The sequence below is a fragment of the Roseovarius sp. TE539 genome, from assembly GCF_003298505.1.
In the GTDB taxonomy this organism is placed as follows: Bacteria; Pseudomonadota; Alphaproteobacteria; order Rhodobacterales; family Rhodobacteraceae; genus Roseovarius.
Genome location: NZ_QNGB01000021.1, coordinates 39,543 through 59,290, shown reverse-complemented (window position 1 = coordinate 59,290; position 19,748 = coordinate 39,543). Strand labels below are relative to the sequence as shown.

At 66.1% G+C, this 19,748-nt stretch carries 23 protein-coding genes; 9 read left to right on the top strand and 14 right to left on the bottom strand.

The features are described from left to right. From DQW77_RS13230 to DQW77_RS13220, 3 genes are all read left to right on the top strand, one after another. On the top strand, positions 1 to 855 hold an 855-nt coding region (locus DQW77_RS13230; RefSeq protein WP_113258705.1), incomplete at its 5' end, for a DUF4214 domain-containing protein. A gap of 117 nt (positions 856 to 972) precedes the next feature. Then, positions 973 to 1,614, top strand: a complete 642-nt coding sequence (locus DQW77_RS13225; protein ID WP_113258712.1) for a DUF4386 domain-containing protein — start codon at positions 973 to 975, stop codon at positions 1,612 to 1,614. Between the two features lie 193 nt (positions 1,615 to 1,807). Further along, the gene (locus DQW77_RS13220) at positions 1,808 to 3,244 is read left to right on the top strand and encodes a DUF6880 family protein (protein ID WP_113258704.1); all 1,437 of its coding nucleotides are present in this window, start codon (positions 1,808 to 1,810) and stop codon (positions 3,242 to 3,244) included. A 367-nt stretch (positions 3,245 to 3,611) separates the two neighbouring features. Here DQW77_RS13220 and DQW77_RS13215 read toward each other — a convergent pair whose 3' ends face one another. Genes DQW77_RS13215 through DQW77_RS13205 form a run of 3 tightly spaced genes read right to left on the bottom strand, consistent with a single transcriptional unit; the run spans position 3,612 to position 5,885 of the window. Next, positions 3,612 to 4,931, bottom strand: a complete 1,320-nt coding sequence (locus tag DQW77_RS13215; RefSeq protein WP_113258703.1) for a HAMP domain-containing sensor histidine kinase — start codon at positions 4,929 to 4,931, stop codon at positions 3,612 to 3,614. Then, entirely contained in the window at positions 4,928 to 5,587 is a 660-nt protein-coding gene (locus tag DQW77_RS13210; protein WP_113258702.1) for a response regulator transcription factor, read from the bottom strand. The genes DQW77_RS13215 and DQW77_RS13210 overlap by 4 nt, the downstream gene beginning before the upstream one ends. A gap of 1 nt (position 5,588) precedes the next feature. Continuing rightward, complete coding sequence (locus tag DQW77_RS13205; protein WP_113258701.1) at positions 5,589 to 5,885, bottom strand: PepSY domain-containing protein; 297 nt, start codon at positions 5,883 to 5,885, stop codon at positions 5,589 to 5,591. Positions 5,886 to 6,012: 127 nt separating this feature from the next. Here DQW77_RS13205 and DQW77_RS13200 point away from each other — a divergent pair, with 127 nt between their 5' ends. Continuing rightward, on the top strand, positions 6,013 to 6,330 hold the full coding sequence (locus tag DQW77_RS13200; protein WP_113258700.1) for a PepSY domain-containing protein: 318 nt from the start codon (positions 6,013 to 6,015) through the stop codon (positions 6,328 to 6,330). Further along, positions 6,330 to 6,977: a cytochrome b/b6 domain-containing protein gene (locus tag DQW77_RS13195; RefSeq protein WP_113258699.1), complete on the top strand. Its 648-nt coding sequence runs from the start codon at positions 6,330 to 6,332 to the stop codon at positions 6,975 to 6,977. The genes DQW77_RS13200 and DQW77_RS13195 overlap by 1 nt, the downstream gene beginning before the upstream one ends. Here DQW77_RS13195 and DQW77_RS18755 read toward each other — a convergent pair. Next, positions 6,956 to 7,294 carry a DUF3489 domain-containing protein gene (locus tag DQW77_RS18755; protein ID WP_113258698.1) on the bottom strand — a complete coding sequence of 113 codons (339 nt, stop codon included), beginning with the start codon at positions 7,292 to 7,294 and terminating at the stop codon, positions 6,956 to 6,958. The genes DQW77_RS13195 and DQW77_RS18755 overlap by 22 nt on opposite strands. Before the next feature lie 26 nt (positions 7,295 to 7,320). Between DQW77_RS18755 and DQW77_RS13185 the strand changes: the two genes are divergently transcribed. Together DQW77_RS13185 and DQW77_RS13180 are read left to right on the top strand one after the other, a co-directional pair. Further along, positions 7,321 to 7,587, top strand: coding sequence for a transposase (locus DQW77_RS13185; RefSeq protein WP_113258697.1), 267 nt, complete (start codon positions 7,321 to 7,323; stop codon positions 7,585 to 7,587). A gap of 109 nt (positions 7,588 to 7,696) precedes the next feature. After that, positions 7,697 to 7,912 (top strand): dodecin family protein, encoded by a 216-nt coding sequence (locus DQW77_RS13180; protein ID WP_113258696.1) that lies wholly within the window; start codon positions 7,697 to 7,699, stop codon positions 7,910 to 7,912. Positions 7,913 to 8,251: 339 nt separating this feature from the next. On the opposite strand, the gene DQW77_RS13175 is transcribed toward DQW77_RS13180, so the two are convergent. From DQW77_RS13175 to atpD, 10 genes are read right to left on the bottom strand one after another with little or no spacing between them, the layout of a single operon-like run. Continuing rightward, positions 8,252 to 9,169, bottom strand: a complete 918-nt coding sequence (locus tag DQW77_RS13175; protein ID WP_181711269.1) for a F0F1 ATP synthase subunit gamma — start codon at positions 9,167 to 9,169, stop codon at positions 8,252 to 8,254. Then, the gene (locus DQW77_RS13170; protein ID WP_113258694.1) at positions 9,156 to 10,694 is read right to left on the bottom strand and encodes an alternate F1F0 ATPase, F1 subunit alpha; all 1,539 of its coding nucleotides are present in this window, start codon (positions 10,692 to 10,694) and stop codon (positions 9,156 to 9,158) included. Before DQW77_RS13170 ends, DQW77_RS13175 begins: the two co-directional genes overlap by 14 nt. Then, positions 10,691 to 11,524, bottom strand: a complete 834-nt coding sequence (locus DQW77_RS13165) for a F0F1 ATP synthase subunit delta (RefSeq protein ID WP_113258693.1) — start codon at positions 11,522 to 11,524, stop codon at positions 10,691 to 10,693. The genes DQW77_RS13170 and DQW77_RS13165 overlap by 4 nt, the downstream gene beginning before the upstream one ends. A 4-nt stretch (positions 11,525 to 11,528) precedes the next feature. Beyond that, positions 11,529 to 11,807, bottom strand: a complete 279-nt coding sequence (locus DQW77_RS13160) for a F0F1 ATP synthase subunit C (RefSeq protein WP_113258692.1) — start codon at positions 11,805 to 11,807, stop codon at positions 11,529 to 11,531. 3 nt (positions 11,808 to 11,810) lie between these two features. Next, a complete protein-coding gene (locus DQW77_RS13155) occupies positions 11,811 to 12,533 on the bottom strand; it encodes a F0F1 ATP synthase subunit A (RefSeq protein WP_113258691.1) in 723 nt (240 codons plus the stop codon). Next, entirely contained in the window at positions 12,524 to 12,820 is a 297-nt protein-coding gene (locus DQW77_RS13150; RefSeq protein ID WP_181711268.1) for an ATP synthase subunit I, read from the bottom strand. Before DQW77_RS13150 ends, DQW77_RS13155 begins: the two co-directional genes overlap by 10 nt. Next, positions 12,817 to 14,040: a cation:proton antiporter gene (locus DQW77_RS13145; RefSeq protein ID WP_113258690.1), complete on the bottom strand. Its 1,224-nt coding sequence runs from the start codon at positions 14,038 to 14,040 to the stop codon at positions 12,817 to 12,819. The genes DQW77_RS13150 and DQW77_RS13145 overlap by 4 nt, the downstream gene beginning before the upstream one ends. Next, positions 14,033 to 14,314: an AtpZ/AtpI family protein gene (locus tag DQW77_RS13140; protein ID WP_113258689.1), complete on the bottom strand. Its 282-nt coding sequence runs from the start codon at positions 14,312 to 14,314 to the stop codon at positions 14,033 to 14,035. Before DQW77_RS13140 ends, DQW77_RS13145 begins: the two co-directional genes overlap by 8 nt. Further along, positions 14,311 to 14,703: a F0F1 ATP synthase subunit epsilon gene (locus DQW77_RS13135; RefSeq protein WP_113258688.1), complete on the bottom strand. Its 393-nt coding sequence runs from the start codon at positions 14,701 to 14,703 to the stop codon at positions 14,311 to 14,313. The genes DQW77_RS13140 and DQW77_RS13135 overlap by 4 nt, the downstream gene beginning before the upstream one ends. Continuing rightward, entirely contained in the window at positions 14,693 to 16,087 is a 1,395-nt protein-coding gene (gene atpD / locus DQW77_RS13130; RefSeq protein WP_113258687.1) for a F0F1 ATP synthase subunit beta, read from the bottom strand. The genes DQW77_RS13135 and atpD overlap by 11 nt, the downstream gene beginning before the upstream one ends. Before the next feature lie 470 nt (positions 16,088 to 16,557). Between atpD and DQW77_RS13120 the strand changes: the two genes are divergently transcribed. Together DQW77_RS13120 and DQW77_RS13115 are read left to right on the top strand one after the other, a co-directional pair. After that, positions 16,558 to 16,914, top strand: a complete 357-nt coding sequence (locus DQW77_RS13120) for a hypothetical protein (protein WP_113258685.1) — start codon at positions 16,558 to 16,560, stop codon at positions 16,912 to 16,914. A 71-nt stretch (positions 16,915 to 16,985) separates the two neighbouring features. Beyond that, the gene (locus tag DQW77_RS13115; RefSeq protein WP_113258684.1) at positions 16,986 to 19,685 is read left to right on the top strand and encodes a cation-transporting P-type ATPase; all 2,700 of its coding nucleotides are present in this window, start codon (positions 16,986 to 16,988) and stop codon (positions 19,683 to 19,685) included. Positions 19,686 to 19,748 lie beyond the last annotated feature (63 nt).

Here is a 19,748-nt window from a genome sequence, read left to right as displayed (position 1 = left end):
CTGACCGGCAACGCGGGCGATGACCGTCTCGAGGGCGGGGCGGGCTTCGACACCGGTGCCTATTCCGGCGACCAGTCGAGCTACACGCTGACGCTGAGCCCGGCGGCCACCACGCTCACCGACCGCCGGGCGGAGGGCAACGGGACCGACACGCTGGCCGGCATGGAGTTCCTGGATTTCGACACCGATCTCTTCGGCGGACCCTTCGGGCTTTTCAAGGTCACCGACACCGTCAGCCTGGCGCCGGAGGAGTTCGAGAGCTTCATCGAGCTCTACATCGCCTATTTCAACCGCGCGCCGGATTCCGGGGGGCTCTACTTCTGGGGCTCGGCCTTCGCCAACGGCTTCAGCCTCGAAGAGATCGCGTCCTTCTTCATCGGCCAGCCCGAGACCGAGGCCGCCTACCCGCCCGGCACCTCCAACGCGGTCTTCGCGGAGACGGTCTACAACAATGTGCTGGGCCGGGCCTCGGACGCGGGGGGGCTGGAATTCTGGGTCGGGGCGCTGGACGCGGAGGCGGTCAGCCGCGACCAGTTCATCCTCCAGGTCCTGCGCGGCGCCAAGGTGGACCTGCCGCCGGACACCCCGCAGGATCTCATCGACCAGCAACTGGAAGACCGGGCCTACCTGGAGGACAAGGTCGATATCGGGGCCTATTTCGCGGTGCACAAGGGGATGACGGACGTGGACAACGCCGCGGATGCGATGACGCTCTTCGGGGACCAGGACACGGCCGACATCCCCGGTGCCGTGGCCGCCATCGACGATTTCCATGCCCAGGCCCTCGACCCCGACACCGGCGAATTCCTCATGCCCCTCGTCGGCGTCCTCGACGACCCCTTCGCAGCGGCGTGAAACGACCCCGGACGGCAACATTGTATGCAATAAGGCACGGAAGATGTGTGCGATCCTCAATTAACGAGCGATGAAGCATGGCCTACAAGGTTTTCAGCCCGTGGAAAGGACACTGACATCAAACCGCCTCATGCCGATCCGCGCCTCGTACGCCTTGCCGGCGCGCTTTACCTGACCATCATTCTATGCGGGCTTACCGCCGAGATGTTCTTGCGCGGTCCCTTGCTGCAGGGCACGCCTGATCAAATCGCCGGGACACTTGCCGCCAACATTGGGCAACTTCGTTTGAGCCTCATGGCAGACACGGTGATGTTGGTGGCGGATGTCGCGCTTGCCCTCGTCTTTTTCGGTCTGCTTCGCCACATCTCGGAGTCTTTGGCACTCGCCGCCATGGTTTTCCGGCTTGGCCAGGCCTTTCTCATCGGCGCCAGCCTGATGGCCCTGGGCAGTGTAGCGTCTGCGCTTTCACATGGGCCGCGTATCGCGGTGCATATGACCGACCTGCATGCAATGGGCTATGACGTCGGTCTGATACTCTTTGCGGTCAACAGTGCGATCATGTCGGTCCTGCTTTGGCGTTCGGATGTGCCGAACGTGATCGCAGGTGGTATCGCAGCTTCGGGCCTCGTTTATGCAACAGGGAGCTTGACACGCCTTTTTGCGCCCGACTGGTCGGGTTTGATCGAGCCGGCTTACCTGGTCCCCATGATCGCCGAGAGCGCTCTGTGCCTCTGGTTGCTTATCTGGGCACGCCTCTGAGGTACGGCCTGCTTTCGGCCCAAGGACAAAGCCGCTCCCGCGGCATTGGCGCGGGGGGCGGACCAGACCGGATTTGCCGTGATCGACCGGACCAGGATCGCGCGTGCCCGATCACGTGCCCATGCGTCGATTGTCACTGCGACAGCTTGATGTAATGTGCAACCGAAGTTCTTGTGAAGGATCTCTGTCACCCATGTCTCGCAAAACACTGAACAAGACAAATCTTGAACGGCTCGGCGCCGCGGCGCTGGCCGATCTGGTGCTTGATCTCGTTGCCGGCAACGCCGCCCTGCAGCGGCAGGCGCGCATGGCCCTGAGCGCGGCGCAGGGGCCCAAGGACATCGCCGCCGACATCCGCAAACGGTTTGCGGCGCTCCGCCGGGCCTCGGGGTTTCTCGATTGGCGCAAGCAGCGCGCGCTGGTCAAGGAGCTTGACGGGTTGCTCGACATGATCGAGAGCCGCATCGCACCCGAAGAGGCCGACACGACCTTCGAGCTGCTCTGGTCCTTCCTGCAACTGGCTCCGTCGATCCACGAGCGCACCGACGACAGCAACGGTGCGGTCGGCGACGTGATGGGCCGGGCGGTGGAGCTGATCGGCGCAGTCGCGCCCCGGATCACCGCCGAGCCGAGGGCGCTGGCCGAGCGCGTGCTCGAGGCCGTAGCCGAAGCGGATTTTGGCGAATTCGACGGGATCATCCCGGCGACGGCCGAGGCGCTCGGGCCGGACGGCCTCGCGCATCTCAAGCAGATTACCAACCAATGGGCCAACACGCCGCCCGCGCAGGCGGAACTCGACAAGTGGCGGCGCTTTGGCCTGTCCACCGCGCCCGAAGAGATCGTGAAGCGCAACCGCGAGTCCACCCGCTCGATCATCCTCTCCGATATCGCCGATGCCCAGGGCGACGTGGACGCCTACATGGCGCGCTACACCGAGGAACAGCTGACTTATGGCACGATCGCCCCGGGGGTCGCGCGGCGCCTGCTGGACGCCGGCCGCGTGGAGGAGGCTCACGGCATCATCACCCGTGCGCGGGCGACCGAAAACGCCAAGGGCCCGCGGATGTTCCGCCACGATCTCGACGAGGTCTACGAGGAATGCCTGCAAAAGCTGGGCCATCACGACACGCTGAAGGACCACCTGTGGGACCGCTTCCGCGCCGGGCTGAGCGCCCCGGCGCTGCGGCGGTACCTGTCCCTTCTGCCGGATTTCGAGGACATGGAGGCCGAGGAGGCTGCCCTGGACTTTGTCGAGGCGCAGGCGCACCCGGTCCCGGCGGTCCGGTTTCTGGTGGACTGGCCGGCCCCCGCGCGGGCCGCCCGGGTGGTGCTGGCGCGGGCCGCCGAGCTGGACGGGAACAGGTTCGAGACGCTGACCCCCGCCGCCGAGGCGCTCGACGCCGATCACCCGCTCGCCGCGACGCTGATGCGCCGCGCGATGATCGACGACACGCTGCGGGGCGCCAAATCGAAACGCTACCGCCACGCAGCCCGGCACCTTGCCGACTGCGCGGCCTGCGATTCCACCATAGCGGACTATGGCGACCACCCGACGCATGAATCGTTCCTCGCAACCCTGCGCGAGAATCACGGGCGGAAGCACGGCTTCTGGAGCCTCGTCGACGGGTAGAGGCGCCCGCCGGATCGCCGCCGTACGCGACACTGGGCTCAGTCCGCGCGGTGCCCGCGAAACGGCCATCGACACACCGCGCTGCAGCGGCAGGCCAGACCACGAAGGTAAAGGGGGACAGGCCGCTGCGCCCGCGAAGAAGGGTGCAACCGCCAATGCGCCCCGCACGGTCAGGTGTGCCGGATATCCCGGCGGTGCCGTCTGGCCTATTGTCACGGTGCCGCGGCACGGTCGGTCAGAGAAGAGATTCGCCGCGGATCAGAAATCTCGATGAGAAGAGATTGGGCGTTCACGGGTTGGGCGCGCATGCGCAAACCGGATTCAAACCGACGGGGTTCAGCGCGATTTTGCGAAAGCGTAACAAGGTTTATGGCAACTCCAGTGTTGCTGCCAGGCCGGGGTCAGCATCGGACAGGGTCAGCCGACCGCCTGCGGCTTCGGCAATCTCGGCGGCAATGGCGAGGCCGAGGCCCGCGCCGCTTTCGTCGGCGCGACCGTGGCGGGCGGGCAGCGCCGCGCGGCGGTCGGGCGCGATGCCGGGTCCGTCGTCCGTTACACTCAGCAATACCCGCCCGTCTTGCGAAACTGCGCAGACGGACACGCGGTTTCGCGCATGGCGTGCGGCGTTCTCGGCCAATGCGCCGAGCGCCTCCGAGAGGTCTGCCGGGTCCAGCGCGACGCGCGTGCCGGTGGGAATGTCGACCCACCAGTCCAGGCGCCCCCCGCCAGGCGTGCGACGCAGCACCGCGACCAGCCTCTCGGCAACCTCGCCGGCGTCGGCGCTGGCATCACCGGCGCGGGCGGCGGTGCGGGCGCGGGCCAGCTCGCGGTCCACCGTGCGGCGCATGGCACGGGCGGTGTCCTCGATCCCCTCGGCCTGTCCGACGGCGCCGGCCTCGCGCAGGCGGGCGGCCTCGCCCATCAGGGCCTGCAGCGGGGTCTTGAGGCCATGGGCCAGGTCCGAGGCGCGGGTCCGGGCACGGGCGGTTTCGGCCTCGCGCGCTGCCAGCAGCGCGTCGATCTCGCCGGCAACGGGGCGCAGCTCCTGCGGCCAGTCCTCGCCCATCCGCTCCGCGCGGCCGGCGCGCAACGCGGCGACCCGCGTGCCGAGACCCCGCAATGGGCGCAGCCCGACCCCGAGCTGCGCCCATCCCGCCCCGGTCAGCACCAGCGCCAGCAGCCCGAGATAGGGCGCGAGATCCCCCATGAAGGCATGTCGGGCGGCATCGAGTTCCGCCGCCGCCATGGCAACCGCGGCACGGGCAGACCCGCCCCCAATCCGCGCTGGCAGCGTGACCGAGCGTTCCAGCACCAGAAGCGCGCCCCCTTCCGGACCGGGCAGGCGGTGCACGTGCACCCCGCCATCGCCAAGAGTGTCGGCGGGCAGGTCCAGCGCGCTGTCCCAAAGCGAACGGGAGCGCTGCAGGCCGTCCGGCCCTTCGATCTGCCAGTAGAGCCCGCCGTAGGGGCGCCGGAACCGCGGGTCTGCAGGGGCGCGGGCCAACTCCAGCCCGTCTGGCCCGCGCTCCAGCCCCGCCAGTACCTGGTCGAGCTGCACGCCCATCTCGGCCACCGCGCGGCGTTCCACATGCGCGCCGAAAAGCTGCGAAAGCCCGAACGCCGCCAGCCCGAGCGCGGTCAGGATCGCGACGGCGCCGGCGAGCGCAAGGCGCAGGCGCAGGCTCATGTTCCCTCCAGGAAATAGCCAAAGCCGCGCCGCGTGCCGATCACGCCGCGCCCCAGCTTGCGGCGGAGTCGCGTGATCACCGCTTCCAGCGCGTTGGCCTCGCGCGCGTCATCGTCCCCGTAAAGATGTTCCAGAAGTTCGGGGGGCGGCACGGGCCGCTCGCGGTTCTGCATCAGGTAGGCCAGCAGGCGGTATTCCAGTGCGGTGACCTGCACGGGCACACCGCGCACCGCGACACTCATCCGGTTGGTGTCGAGACTGAGCGCGCCGGCCTCCTGCAGCGCGCCCGCATGCCCGCCGGACCGGCGCACAAGTGCGCGGGCGCGGGCCACCAGTTCCTCCATCCGGAACGGCTTGGGCAGGTAATCGTCGGCGCCCGCCTCGATTCCCTCGACCCGCTCCTGCCATGTGCCGCGCGCCGTCAGCACCAGCACCGGCATGGTGCGCCCGTTAGCACGCCAGCGTTTCAGCACCGCCAGCCCGTCCATCCCCGGCAGCCCGAGATCCAGCACGACAAGGTCGTAATCCTCGGTATCTCCGAGGAACCAGGCGTCTTCGCCATCGCCGGTCACTTCGACCAGGAAACCGGCCGGCGTCAGCGCATCGGACAGGTCAGCGGCAATGCGGGGGTCATCCTCGACCGCGAGCGCGCGCATGTCAGTCGTCCTCCTCGCGCTCCAGCTCCAGCACGGTCGCGGTCGCGGCATCGACCTCCATCTCGTAAAGCCGCCCCTCCGGCGTCACCAGTTCCAATTCGTAGATCCAGCGGCCGTCGTCGCGTTCCAGTTCCAGTTCGATGACGCGGCCGGGGCGCGCGGCCGCGGCCGCGGCAAGAATGTCCGAAAGCGGCAATATCTCACCCGCCTGCAAGGCGCGGCGGGCGCGGTCCTGACCGTCGTCATCGGCCAGCGCGGGGCCGGCCAGCAGGGCCAGAATGAGGAAAAGGCGCGTCATGCAGGCAGTATCTACTGCCCTCGACCTGACGACAAGCTGACAGGGCCGATCAGGCCGGCGTCAGCCGGTGTGGTGCAAAAGGTGTCATCGGTAGCCACGGGGGCTGCCCGCAAAACGGAGACACGACATGAAACGCAACATCCTTCCCACCGCATCGCTGGCAATGGCCGTCGGCCTGTTCGCACTTGGCGCGACCGCCCAGCAACAGAAAGGTACCGGCACGGCACAGGACCGCATGAGCATCGCCCAGATCGCCACCATGCTCGAAGGCCAGGGCTATACTGTCCGCGAGATCGAGCTGGAACGGGGCCGTTACGATGTCGAGATGATCGACGCCAAAGGCATGCGCGTCGAGGCCTACCTCGACCCGGTGACGGGCGAGGTTCTGCCGTATCGCGACGATGATGACCGTTATGATGATGGCCACGAGCGGTATGACGATTGATGGCCGGGGCTGCTGAAACCGGAACGGTGCGGGTCTGGGATCCCCTGGTCCGCATCGGTCACTGGGTGTTGGTGGCGGGGGTCGCCACCGCCTACCTCACCGAAGGCGAGCCGCAATGGCTCCACAGCTATGCGGGCTATGCCATCGCGGCGGTGGTGGTCCTGCGGTTTGCCTGGGGCTTCGTCGGTCCCCGGCATGCCCGCTTCTCCGATTTCGTCACCGTACCGGGGCGGGTGATCGGCTACCTGCACGGGCTGGCGACGGGCCGGGCGGAGCGCCATGTTGGCCACAGCCCGGCGGGCGGTGCCATGACCGTGGCATTGTTGGTCGCACTGGCTCTCACGGCGCTGTCCGGCATGGCTGTGCTGGCCGTGGAAGACGGCGAGGGCCCGCTGGCCGGCCTTCTCACCACGCAGGGCCTGCCAGCATGGGCAATCGAGGGCGAGGCCGAGAACCATGCGGAATACGGTGAGCGTGGCGAGGGAGAGGAGGCCGGGGAAGCCTTCGAGGAGATCCACGAGATCGCCGCCAACGCCACACTATTGTTGATCGCGCTGCATGTCGGAGGTGTTATCATCGCGAGCCTCGCACATCGTGAAAATCTCGTCCGCGCCATGATCACGGGCTACAAGCGCAGGATGGAATGACAACGGCGAACCCTCGAATACGGAGGCCGGCGGCTGTCACCAAATGCACATTCGGCACCTGAGAAGCTGATGAAGACGCTCGATTTGAACTCGAAGTGGTTGCAGGGTCGGATAGATACACTGCCGTCCCATCCGGGACGGCGGTATCGGGACCGTCGTGGAGTGCGGCGTGAACTCTCGGCGATCTTGCAGGGCCGGCCGCGCCCGTAGACCTTCTTGGAAGTAATTGTCTGGCCGAGCTTTTTCTTGAGCGCGCCGGCAAGCGCACCCTTCACAGTGTGCGGCTTCCAGTCCAAGGCGGCAGCGATCTCGTCGATGGTCGCACCGGGTGATCAAGGGCGCGATGCACGGGTCCGCCTTCGCCGCGTGGGTTCGCCGGGAACTGGTTCCGGAATTGCGCCCGGGCACTGTCGTCATCCGCGACAGTCCCAGTACGCAACGCAACCTAGTGGCGGCAGAGGCGCTGCGGCTGGCCGGATGCCGGTTCCTGTACTTGCGGCCATACTCCCCGGAGAGGAACCCCGACGAACCGGCCTTCTCGACACTCAAGGCGCCCCTGCACAGGCTCGACGAAGGGTGGATGGCTTCGATCTGGTGCAACATACTTTAAAACCAAGAGACTTTAACAGAGGTCAATGCACCCTTGAGCCGGCTCATGAATGCTCCGCGGGCGGATGCCGGGGCTTCTCCGGCATGGCTAACCAGAAAGGAGAGCAAAAATGTCGATGCTCAAGGTAATCGAGATTCTCACCGAATCCCCGGACGGGTTCGAGCAGGCGGCACAGGAGGCGGTTAACAAGGCCGCGAAATCCGTCAGGAACATCAAGTCGGTCTACATCAAGGAAATGAATGCACAGGTGGAGAATGACAGGATCACCAGCTATCGGGTGAATGCCAAGATCACCTTCCAGGTCGATGATCAATCCGCCGCATGACCATATCGTCCCCCCCTGGCCCCGGATCGCCGCCGGGGCCCGGGCCTCTCACCGCGCCGGGTGTCGAGGGCAGATATGTGCCTGACGGGGGCGAACATCTGGTGCATCCGGCGGTGCACAATGGCTCTTTCTCCGTACAAGAGCCGGGATCGCAACAAGACAGTCAGGTTGCGCCGGATCGGGGGACCCGCCCGTTGCACCGCTGACGCGCATGCGCCAGCCTTGGTCGCCGCGCAGCCGTCTCAGGTTCGTTTCCGATTGAATGCAACACGCTGGATCACCCGGCACCGGAAGAGTGGCCGCGCGGCGCTTTGCGCGATCTGGCCCGGGCGTTTCCCGTCAGGTTCCTGCCGTGCCGTTCTGGCCCGCCTCATTGTCGGGCTCTGGCGTGCCGACGGCTTCGAAACCGGCCACCACGTCCAGCAATTCCCGGGTGATGGTTTCCTGCCGCTTGCGGCGATAGGCCGAATTCAGGTCGGCCTGCCGCTCCTCGATGTTGCGTTCGGCGCGTTGCATGGCGGCAAGACGGGTGGCATGTTCGCTGGCAAGAGCCTCGGCGAGTGCGCGGTAAATCATCACGAAAAGGCGTTGTCGCACCAGCCATGACATCAATTGCGCCTCGGGCATGCGAAAGAACGGCCGCCCGGGCCCGGGCCAGTCGGCATCGACGAGCCGCGCCAGCGTGCTCTCGGGGATTGGCAGCAGATGTCGTTCGCTGAGCTCGGCATTGACCCGCCCGGCGCGCCGGTTGTGGACAAGGCGGACGCGCCCTACGCCGTGCTCGCGTATCCAGCGGTCTGTCTCGAGGATGACCGCCTGAACCGTGGCCGTCAGACCCGCCACTGACCCCGGAGGCGCGAAATGCCGGTCGGCCGGGCGGCCCTCGGCCTCAAGCCGGGCGGCGGCGCGGGCCCCGATCACGGCCAGGGTCACGGTCTGCGGGCCGAAACGTTCGGCCCCGAAGCGGGCGACATTCTCGTTGTAGCGGCCGCACAGTCCGCGATCCGAGCCGATCACGATCAGCGCCTCGCCGCCCTTGCCGGTCACCGTTTCGGGCAGTGGCTTGCCCCGTCCGCGGCGGTCGCGCAAGAGAGCGGTCAGGCCAAGTTCTATGGTCTGCTCGAAACCGGCGAGTGCTGCCTCCGCCTGCTCGTATTGCCGGATCGAGACCGCCGAGAGTGATTTCATCGTGCGCACGATCGATCGGATATCGCCCGTTGTCTCCAGCGCCTCGGAAAGGCCTTCAAGCGTTTCCATCGCCGGCCTCCTGCGTATCATGGCCCAGCACACCGCGCATCCGGCGAAGCAGGGTATCCCGGTCATCATCGCGCAGCCTTTCTCCGTCTGTGACGCGCCCGGCGAGATCGGACATCTCCTCACGGACCAGCCGGCAGACCTTGGCCTCGGCCGCGGCCACATCGTCAGGGTCGATGGCGTCGAACAGCCCTTCAGTTGCGGCCAGCAATGCGGCGATCTGTTCGGGCGTGGAGAGGTGCCGGTGCTCGTTCTGCCCGAGGACCGCGCGCACCCGTGTGCCGCGCGTCAGTTTCGCCTGCGTGTCGTCGTCGAGCTGGGTACCGAAGCGGGCGAAACTCTCGAGTTCCTCGAACTGGGAATACATCAGCCGCAGGCTTCCGGCGACGCTGCGGAAGGCGGGCAACTGCGCCTTGCCGCCCACCCGGCTGACCGAGGCACCGATGTCGATGGCGGGCAGGTGCCCCTTCTCGAAGAGATCGGGCGACAGGTAGATCTGACCGTCGGTGATCGAGATCAGGTTGGTCGGAATATAGGCCGAGATGTTCTGCGCCTGGGTTTCGACAACCGGCAACGCGGTCAGTGAGCCGCCGCCATGCTCGTCGCGCAGATGCGTTGCGCGCTCCAGCAGCCGGGAATGGATATAGAAGATGTCGCCCGGATAGGCCTCTCGCCCCGGCGGACGGCGCAGAAGCAGCGACAGTTCCCGGTAGGCACGGGCGTGCCGGGTCAGGTCGTCATAGACGATCAGCACATCCTGGCCTGCCTGCATGAAATGCTCGGCCATGGAGGTTGCGGCATAGGGTGCGATAAATTGCAGCCCCGGCGCGTCATTGCCACCTCCGACCACGACGATGGTGCGCTCCAATGCGCCGGCATCGCGAAGGGTCCGGACCACGCGCGCCACCGCCGAAGCGCGCTGACCGATGGCACAGTAGATCGACACGATCCCGGTGTCGCGCTGGTTCAGGATCGCATCAACCGCGATGGCGGTCTTGCCGGTCTGGCGGTCACCGAGAACGAGCTCGCGCTGTCCGCGCCCGATCGGGATCGCGGCATCCACGGCCTTGATGCCGGTGTGAAGGGGCCGGTTTACCGGCGCGCGGTGCATGATCGGCGGGGCCGGGCGCTCGACCTCCCGGCGCATTCCGCTTTCGATGGGCCCGCCTTCGTCAAGCGGTCGGCCCAGGGCATCCACCACCCGGCCGAGCAGGGCCTCGCCAACGGGCACATCCACCACGCGGCCGGTGCGCTGCACGCGATCGCCGGGCCTCAGGCGCTCGGTATCGCCCAGGACGATCACGCCGGCCCGGCTCTCTCTCAGATTCGAGGCGATGCCCATGATCCCGTTTGGGAACCGCACCATTTCATCGGCATGCAGATCGGTGAAGCCGGCGACCTGCGCCACGCCGCTGCCCACCGACAGGACGCGCGCGATCTGGGCGGTCTCCAGGGTCGGCCGGGTCTGCGCCAGCGCCTGCGCCAGTGGCTCCAGCACGGTGCTTTCGAGATCCTGAAGTGCTTTCATGTGGCCGGTGCCTCGATTTCGGGCGCGTCTGTGTCCTTCCCGCCGCTGTCTGCCGCGCTGGTCGCGGGGCCATGCGCTTCGGCGTCGACGATTTCGTTGAGCGCCTGCTCAAGCCGGTCGAGATGTCGTCCGGCAGACCATTCGACGGTCTGCTCGGCGATGGTCAAGCGGACGCCAAGCAACAGTTTCTCGTCCTCGCGGTAGTTGACTTCAATATCCGTGCCGAGTGTCTCGTGCAGCACCCGGGTGATCTTGCCGCGGCTCGAGGAGCCGATGGTCCGGCCCGTGGAGACGATCACGTGATCGGCCTGTGCGGCAGCGTCCGAAAGCTGTTTCCTCCTGTCGGTATCAAGCGTGTCAAGACGCTCGAGAAAGCGGGTGGCAATCCGATCGGACAGATCTTCGTCCGCGAAATCCGCAAGCACACGTCCGGTGATGTCCAGCAGCGTCGTGCCGGCCCGGCGCCGGACCCGTCGGAAGAATTCTTCGCGTTCCGCCTGCAGGTTGCGCTGCCAGGTCTCGCGCTTGCCCTTCATTTCCTCTCGAAGCTCGGCTTCCAGTTCCCGTTGCAGGCCCTCGGCCTCCTCGCGCGCCTCCTCGAGCATTTTCTGGCGCCTTTCGTCAAGTTCCCGGCGCTCGGCGGTCAGGCGTTCGGCCTCCTCCTCGGCCTCTTCGCGGGTCTTGCGGGCCTCGACCAGACGTTCCTCGATGCGTTCTTCGCGGCGGCGCATGGCCCGGGTGATCGGGCGATAGAGAAAATGCTGCAACAGCCAGACCAGGATAAGGAAATTGACAATCTGGGCGGCGGTCGTGAGCCAGTCGATCTGCACGGTTTCAGCCCCCGGTCGCCTGGGTCGCGAGGTCGGTGAAGGGATTCGCGAAGATCAGGATCATCGCCACGACAAAGCAGTAGATCGCGGTGGATTCGATCATCGCCAGGCTGACGAACAGCGTCCGGGTGATGGTGGCAGAGGCGTCGGGCTGCTGCGCGATGGCCTGCAACGCCTGCGCCGCGGCGCGCCCTTCTGCCAGCGCCGGGCCGATCGAGCCGATGGCGATGGTCAAACCGGCGGTCAGAATCGAGATCATGGCGATCCAGAGGTTCGGGTCCATGGGTCAGTCTCCTTCGGTGTCGGCAAGTTCGGTTTCGGTATCGGGGTGTTTGTCGCGCCCGGGCCGCGCACGGCTGGCCGAGGCGATGTAGACCATCGCGAGAATCGCGAAGATGTACGCCTGTATCAGCCCGGTCAGCAGCCCCAGAAGCTGCATCAGCACGGGAAAGAAGAACGGCGCCACGCTGATCAGGATGCCGACGATGACGGTGCCGCTCATGACATTGCCATAAAGCCGCACGGCCAGTGCCAGGGTGCGCGACAGCTCGCTGATCAGGTTGAAGGGCAGCATGAAGGGGCTGGGGCGAAGATAGGTCCGGAGATAGCCGCCGACACCGCGGCGGACGATCGAGAAAAGCGGCACGGCGATCAGCACGCAGATGGCAAGTGCCGCGGTGGTGGAAAGCGATCCGGTGGGCGGCTGGTAACCGGGCACGACGGTAAGCAGGTTGGCCGTCGCGATGAAGAGGAAAAGCGTCCCGATGAAAGGCAGGTAGCGGTTCGGATCCTCGGCGCCCACCTCCTTGATCTGGTCGCGGATCGTGGTGACGATCACCTCGAGCATGACCTGCCAGCGCGACACGGTCTCGCCCTCGCTCAGCCGCGAGGTGATCAGCCATGACCCTGTCACGAGTATGGCCATCACCAGCCAGGTAAAGGCGACCGTCGCGGTCAGTTGCCAGCCGCGCCACTCCCAGAGCACCCAGGAATCGGGGCTTATTTCCATGTCGGCCTCCCGTCGATGGCATCGGTGCGCCGGGTGGCCGCAATGCGAATGACGACGAACCCGGCGAGTGCGGCAAGCAGCGTGCCCGCCCCCGCCCCGAGGCCGAGCGCCCCGGCCACGGCCCCCAGCACCAGCACCGCCCGCGCCAGTGCCAGCGCCATGAAGGTCGCGGCGCGGCGCTGTCCCGTCAGCGCCTGCACCGACCGCCACAGGAGCCCGAGATAGAGCGCGCCAAGTGCAGCCCCCGCCATGCCGGCCCCACCGAGTTGCAGCAGAGTCTCCATCATGTTGGCCCCTTCGCCGTCGGCCGGTTGTGGCCAAGAAGCCTGGTCACGACCAGGGGCGCTGCGATGCATGTTGCCACCGCCGCCAGGACACAGGCCGTGTAAAGCGTTGGCGGCACTGCCCAGGCACCCAAAGACAGTCCGTGTGCCATGACGATCAGAAATATCTCGGCCCTTGGCACCATGCTGACCCCGATCAGCCAGCCGGTCCGCTGCCCGGCGACAACCCATGTCGCAAGGCCGGCCCCCAGGACCTTGCCCGCGACCAGCACCACAAACAGAGCAACGGCGAGCGGGATGGCCGGCCCAAGCCCGTCGAACCCGACCGAAAGACCGATGGATAGAAAGAAGAACGGGCCGAACAGGGCCAGCACATAGGCAAAGGCTTCGTCTATCTGGTGTTCGGCGGGATCGCGGCTGAAGGCGAGCCCGGCGAAAACCGCACCCACGGCCATCGAAAAGCCAAGCACGTCGGCCACCGCGGCGATCAGAAAGACAGTCCCGGCCGCAAAGACAAACGGGCCGAGTTGTGGGTCGACCTTGGCGAAGAGGGCGGACAGCCTCGGTTCGACCAGCCGCGAGAACCCGTAGCAGCCCGCCGAAAACAGGGCGATCTTCGCGATCTGCACGGCGCCGGCCCGCATCGCTTCGCCGATCATTCCGTTGCCCGCATGCAGCCCCGGGGCGACGGCAAAGACGATCCCGAGCAGGATCACCGCCGACAGGTCGTCAAGCTCGGCCACGTCGAGCATCAGCGCGCCATCATCGCTTTCAAGCGCATGCGCCTCTTCCCAGGGTGCGACGGAAACGCCGATGCTGGTGGCGCTTGCGGCGATCCCGCAGAGCAACGCCGGGACCGGCCCGAAGCCCGGCCAGACCCAGATCAGTGCAAAGGCCATTGCCGCCGGAATGACCATGTTGGGCACCCAGATCCTGACGGCGCGCCGCAACTGCGCGGCAAGGCGGCCCAGATCGCTTTCCAGCCCGACGCGGAACAAAAGCGCCACGAGGCCCAGCTGCGCCAGTGCCCAGATCCTGTCGCGCAGATCGCGCGTCACAAGATCGAGTTGCTGATCGACCGCGGAGAGTGCAATGCCAAAACCGACGAAAGCGACCAGCGCCGGCAGGGCGGCCTTTCTCAGCACGCTTTTCAGCGGAACGTGAAGCAGAACGACACCGCCGAGCACCAGCATGAAAAGCCCGTAGCCTGCCTCTTCAGTCATCACGCCCCTCGCGCTGCACCCAGTACCAGGCGTTGAGGCTGCCAAGCGCGGCCCCGGCCAGGAGCAGTACCAGCGTCCAGGAGGTCTCTCCGGGCCAGCGCCTGTCGATCCACAGGCCGAGAGCGATGCCGCCGATAACCGGCACGGCGACGGCCCAGCCGACCATGCCGAACATGGCAAGCCCGTACCATGCGCTCTTGCGGCGGCGCTTGCGGGCCTCCTCCATCGCCCTGGCCTTGCGGGCGATGATTGCGGACTCGTCTTCGTCGCTCATCGTCCGGCCAGTTCGAGATCACGAAATCGGCGGATCATGCTGGCCTCCAGCCGCGCCAGTGCCGCGCGCGCCGCGCGTTCGGTCTCGTCCTCGCGCTTGAACTCTTCCTCGACGCGGCGGCGCAGATGCGCCAGATCGTCGCCCATGACCGCCGCGCGTGCTGCCACCCGGACTTCGGGCCCGCATTTCACCAGCGTGCCGGAATTGACCGCGATGTAGCGCTCATCCCCCGTCGAGGTTTCATAGACCAGGATACCCGGCACCAGCCCGGTCACGAAATCGCCGTGCCGTGGCAGCAGGCCGAAATGCCCCTCTGGCGCCTCGGCGACGACACGACGGACCTCGCGGTCGAGGCAGCGGCGCGCCGGGGTCAGCACCTCAAGCCGCATCCGCCGCCTCCTGGATTTCATCCACGCCGCCGATCATGTAGAAATCCCCCTCGTCGTGGCCTGTGAATTCGCCCGACAGGATCCGCTCGCAGCTTGACAGCGTCTCCGCGAGTGGCACGAAGCGCCCCTTCTGGCCAGTCATCGCCGCGGCGGAAAAGAAGGGCTGGGTAAGGAAACGCTCGATCTGGCGCGCCTGGCGCACGGTGGCGCGGTCTTTTTCGGAAAGTTCCTCGAGGCCGAGCATGGCGATGATATCCTTCAGCTCGTCATATTCCGCCAGCGTGTTGCGCACGTCACGTGCAACGCGGTAGTGCCGCTCGCTGACCGCGCTCGGCGTCAGCATCTTGGAAAAGGACTGCAACGGGTCGATCGCCGGATACAGCCCCTCCGACGCCTTCTTGCGCGACAGCACGATCGAGGCCGAGAGATGGGCGAACGTGTGGGTGGCGGCCGGATCGGTAAAGTCGTCTGCAGGCACGTAGACCGCCTGGATGGAGGTCATCGAGGCACGATCGGTGGAGCAGATGCGCTCCTCCAGGTCGGCCAGTTCGGTGCCCAGCGTCGGCTGGTAGCCGACGCGGCTTGGAATGCGCCCCAGAAGGCCCGACACCTCGGATCCGGCCTGTACGAAGCGGAAAATGTTGTCGATCAGCACCAGCACGTCCCGGTGGCGCTCGTCGCGGAACCACTCGGCCATGGTCAGCGCCGCGTGGCCCACGCGAAAGCGCACGCCGGGGCTCTCGTTCATCTGTCCGAACACCATGACCGTATTATCCAGAACGCCTGCATCGCCCATTTCGCGGTATAGCTCCTCTGCCTCGCGGGAGCGTTCGCCGATCCCGCAAAACAGGCTCACCCCTTCGTACTCGGCGACCATGTTGTGGATCATCTCGGTGATCAGCACGGTCTTGCCCACCCCGGCGCCGCCGAAGAGGCCTGCCTTGCCGCCGCGCTCCAGCGGGCTGAGCAGGTCAATGGCCTTGATCCCTGTCTCGAAGATCTCGCCCTCGACGCGGCGCTGCGCCAGCGGCACCGGCTCGCGCAGGATCGGGCGGCGGCGAACCTTTTCCAAGGGCGGGCCGTCGTCGATGGTCTGACCGAACAGATTGAACATGCGGCCCAGAACCGCGTCGTCCACCGGCACCTCGACAGGGTGCCCGGTGTCGCGCACGGACAGGCCGAGGCGCAGTTCCGGCGTAGGGTCGAGCACCAGTCCCCGGGCGATGTCGGCGGCCGGAAGCGCCGCGACCTCGATGCTGATCTCCGGATCACTGAGCGTGACCAGCCGGGAGGCGATTGCCGGAAGCGCCCCCGGAAATCTTATGTCGGCTATGCCGCCTTCGATGGCGACGACATGTCCGATTCGGTCCTCACGCTGAGACATCGAGGCTCCTGCCGATTTGACACCCGAGTCTATGTGCCTCGGCGCAGAAGTCATTGACGCAAGTTAATGACCCCGCGCCGCGCCTGGTGCACTTGCATGCTTGCAGGTGCCGCGCCCGACGCCCGGTTTCCATTGCGTTCAGAAGGCGCGTGCGATGCGCGCGGCGCCGGCACCTGCTGCGGAGGGCGAGAAGACTATGGCACAGGAGTCCAGGGCACGGGAACCCGGCGAAACCGCGACCGCGACCGGGCTCACGTCCCGGTTTCCGACGGTCTATAAGATCCTGCTTCTGCTGTAGGGGCCGGTCGATGTGCTTCTGGCCCGGATCGGCGGCTTCTACGATCCTGACCGCTTTTCCGTCAACGCGATCGACGTGGCCCTGTTCGTGCTACTGTTTGGCTGGGTCCCGGGTATGGTCAATGCCACCGGGGCCATTGACACCGGCATGCGGTCCGCGAGGGGCGCGAGATATGGATGATCCCGATCCTGAGGTGTTTTTCGCCGCTGGTGGCAAGACCTATGGCACGGCCGGGGAAATGCTGGGCTTCTACGCCATTCTCCTGCTGCTGATGCTGCGCGCGGGGTATGATGCCGTCACCGGGGTTGCCATCATCCTGCGCGACTTCGGCACCGGGAATGCCACCGGGATCGACCGGCTGACGCCGGATGAAGCGCACAAGCGCGACCTGCCCGAACGTTCGATTGGGCCCCATGCCTTTTCGCAAGAGAAGCGCAAAAAGCCTGTCATCCAGCAAGCCGAGGGGAAAGGGCATCGTCTGACTTTTACCGGGGTAAGTTTGACGTTTTCCAGCCGGACAGGATCCTGAACGTGATTCACCCGGACTTTTAACCGTGCCGGGCGATATGCCCTGGCCCGCAGCATGACGGAGATCACAGCTTGCCAGACCACCACACCGTCAGCGTGCAGGAGACACTCAGGTATTTTTCGGTAGATCCGGACAAGGGGCTTGATGAGCCTGAAATCAGGCGCCGACGCAAAAGACACGGGCGCAACCGGCTTGCCAAGACAGAGCGGGTCAGCCCCTGGAAGATCCTTGCAGAGCAGTTCAGGAGCCTCGTGATCGCCATACTGGCCGTCGCGGCGGCCGCGTCCTTCACAATGGGCGAGATCGTTCAGATGGCCGCGATCCTTGCCGCGATCATGATCAATGCCGCCATCGGATTTGTTACCGAATGGAAGGCGGTTCGGTCGATGGAGTCGTTGCGCGATCTGGGGACCGTAAAGGCCAGGGTGACGCGGAATGCAACCAGCATGACAGTCGACTCCGAGGATCTTGTTCCGGGCGACGTGCTGTTGCTGGATGCGGGCGATGTCGTGACCGCGGATCTGCGGCTGATCGAGGCGAACGGGCTGACTTGCAACGAAGCCCCTCTGACCGGCGAGTCGGTGCCGGTGACCAAGACGACAGATCCGGTCAGGGCCGGGGTGCCTCTGGCCGAACGCACCTCGATGTCCTTCAAGGGAACGACCGTGACCGGCGGCACCGGGGCGGGCGTCGTCGTGGCCACGGGCATGCAAACCGAATTGGGTGGCATCGCCCGGATGACCTCGGACGCAAGCGAGGAAGTGACACCGCTCGAAAAGCGGCTGAACCGTCTCGCCCGCAAGCTGGTAGCGGTGACGCTTATCGTGGCGGCAGCCGTTGCCATCCTCGGGTGGATGGGCGGCAAGGATCTCGTGTCGATGCTCGAGACCGCCGTGGCGCTTGCGGTGGCCGCAGTCCCCGAAGGTCTGCCGATCGTGGCCACGGTCGCGCTGGCGCGTGGCATGTGGCGCATGGCAAAACGCAATGCGCTGGTCGAGCGGCTGGCGGCGGTGGAAACACTGGGATCGACCAGCGTGATCTTTACCGACAAGACCGGAACGCTGACGCAGAACCGGATGCGCGTGGCCGGGCTCGCGCTGGCCGGCTCCGCCGAAGACGTGCCGTGGGACAAGGACGCGCGGCCGGAAGAGCCGTCCGCACAGGTCCGCCGGCTGCTCGAGGTGGTCGCGCTCTGCAACAATGCTGAAATTGCCGACAAGACCGGCGGTGATCCAAGCGGCAAGACCGGCGAACAGCAATCTCCGGAACCTCCGGGCGGCAGCGGTGACCCGATGGAGATTGCCTTGCTACATGCCGCCGCCGACATCGGTTTGGGACGGCATTATCTCCTCGAAGAATACCCCGAGGAGCGCGAGGAAAGCTTCGACGCCGACACCAAGATGATGGCAACCTTTCACAAGGCGGTCACGGGTTACCGCGTTGCGGTCAAGGGGGCCCCCGAGGCGGTTCTGGACGCGGCAAAGCGCATCGTTGACGAAGACGGGAAAGCCGGGGCGCTCTCGGAAGACGAACGCGAAAAATGGGTCGCGCGCGTGGAGAGCTTGGCGGCCGAGGGGTTTCGCGTACTGGCTGTCGCGGAACGGCATGTCGAAAGCCCCGACAGCGATCCCTATGCCGAACTTGTATTTCTGGGGCTTGTCAGCCTGGCCGACCCGCCGCGGAGCGACGCGGCAGATGCCATCGAGCAATGCCGGCGGGCGTGCATCAGGGTGATCATGGTCACTGGCGACCAGCCCGTGACGGCGACGGCAATAGCCAGGCGGGTAGGTCTGGCCAAGGAACCACGGGCGATGGTCGGGACCGACCTGCCGCAGACCGACGGGGAAACCGGGGTAATTGCGCACGAGGATCTGCGCGGGCACGATGTCTTCGCGCGCGTCTCGCCGGCGCAGAAGCTTGATCTGATACGGCTCTGGCAGGAGACGGGCGCGGTGGTCGCGATGACCGGTGACGGCGTGAACGACGCTCCCGCCTTGAAAAAGGCCGATGTCGGCATTGCGATGGGACAGCGTGGCACCGATGTCGCGCGGGAGGCGGCAGATATCGTTCTCAAGGATGATGCCTTCCCCACCATCGTGGCAGCGATCCAACAGGGCCGTACGATCTTCGAGAACATACGCCGGTTCATCATCTATCTGCTTTCGGGCAATCTGGGCCAGGTTCTGGCCGTCGGATTTTGTGCGTTGACCGGGACACCTTTGCCGCTGCTGCCGCTTCAGATCCTCTACATCAATCTCGTTCTTGACGTTTTTCCGGCCCTCGCGCTCGGCGTCGGCGAAAGCCCCGCGGGCATCATGGACCGCCGCCCACGCGACCCGACGGAACCCGTCCTGACACGGCGGCACTGGATTGCCACCGCGCTCTGGGGCGGGCTGATCGCAGCGTCCGCGGTGGCGGTGTTTCTCGTCGCGCTCGAGAAGGAACTTGGACAGGATGCCGCTGTGACGATCGGTTTTCTGACTTTCGCCCTCGCGCGCCTGTGGCACGTGTTCAACATGCGCGATGCCGGCACCGGTGTCATCCGCAACGAAATCGTGCGGAATCGCTGGGTCTGGTACGCTATCGCCCTCTGCCTTCTCCTGACCGGCGCGGCAGTCTGGCTACCCGGACTCAGCGCGATTCTGAGCGTCGTTCATCTGGATCGCCTGGGCTGGCTCCTCGTTCTGGGCGGAAGTCTTGCGCCCCTTGTTGTGGGACAGGTCGCATTGAGCCTGATGAACACAATGGCCGCCACGCGAAATGAAGGGTAGGCGATTGCGTCGGGCAACCGCCTGTCAAGAAGGCCACCCTGCGGTCTTCCGGCCTGCCGGCAC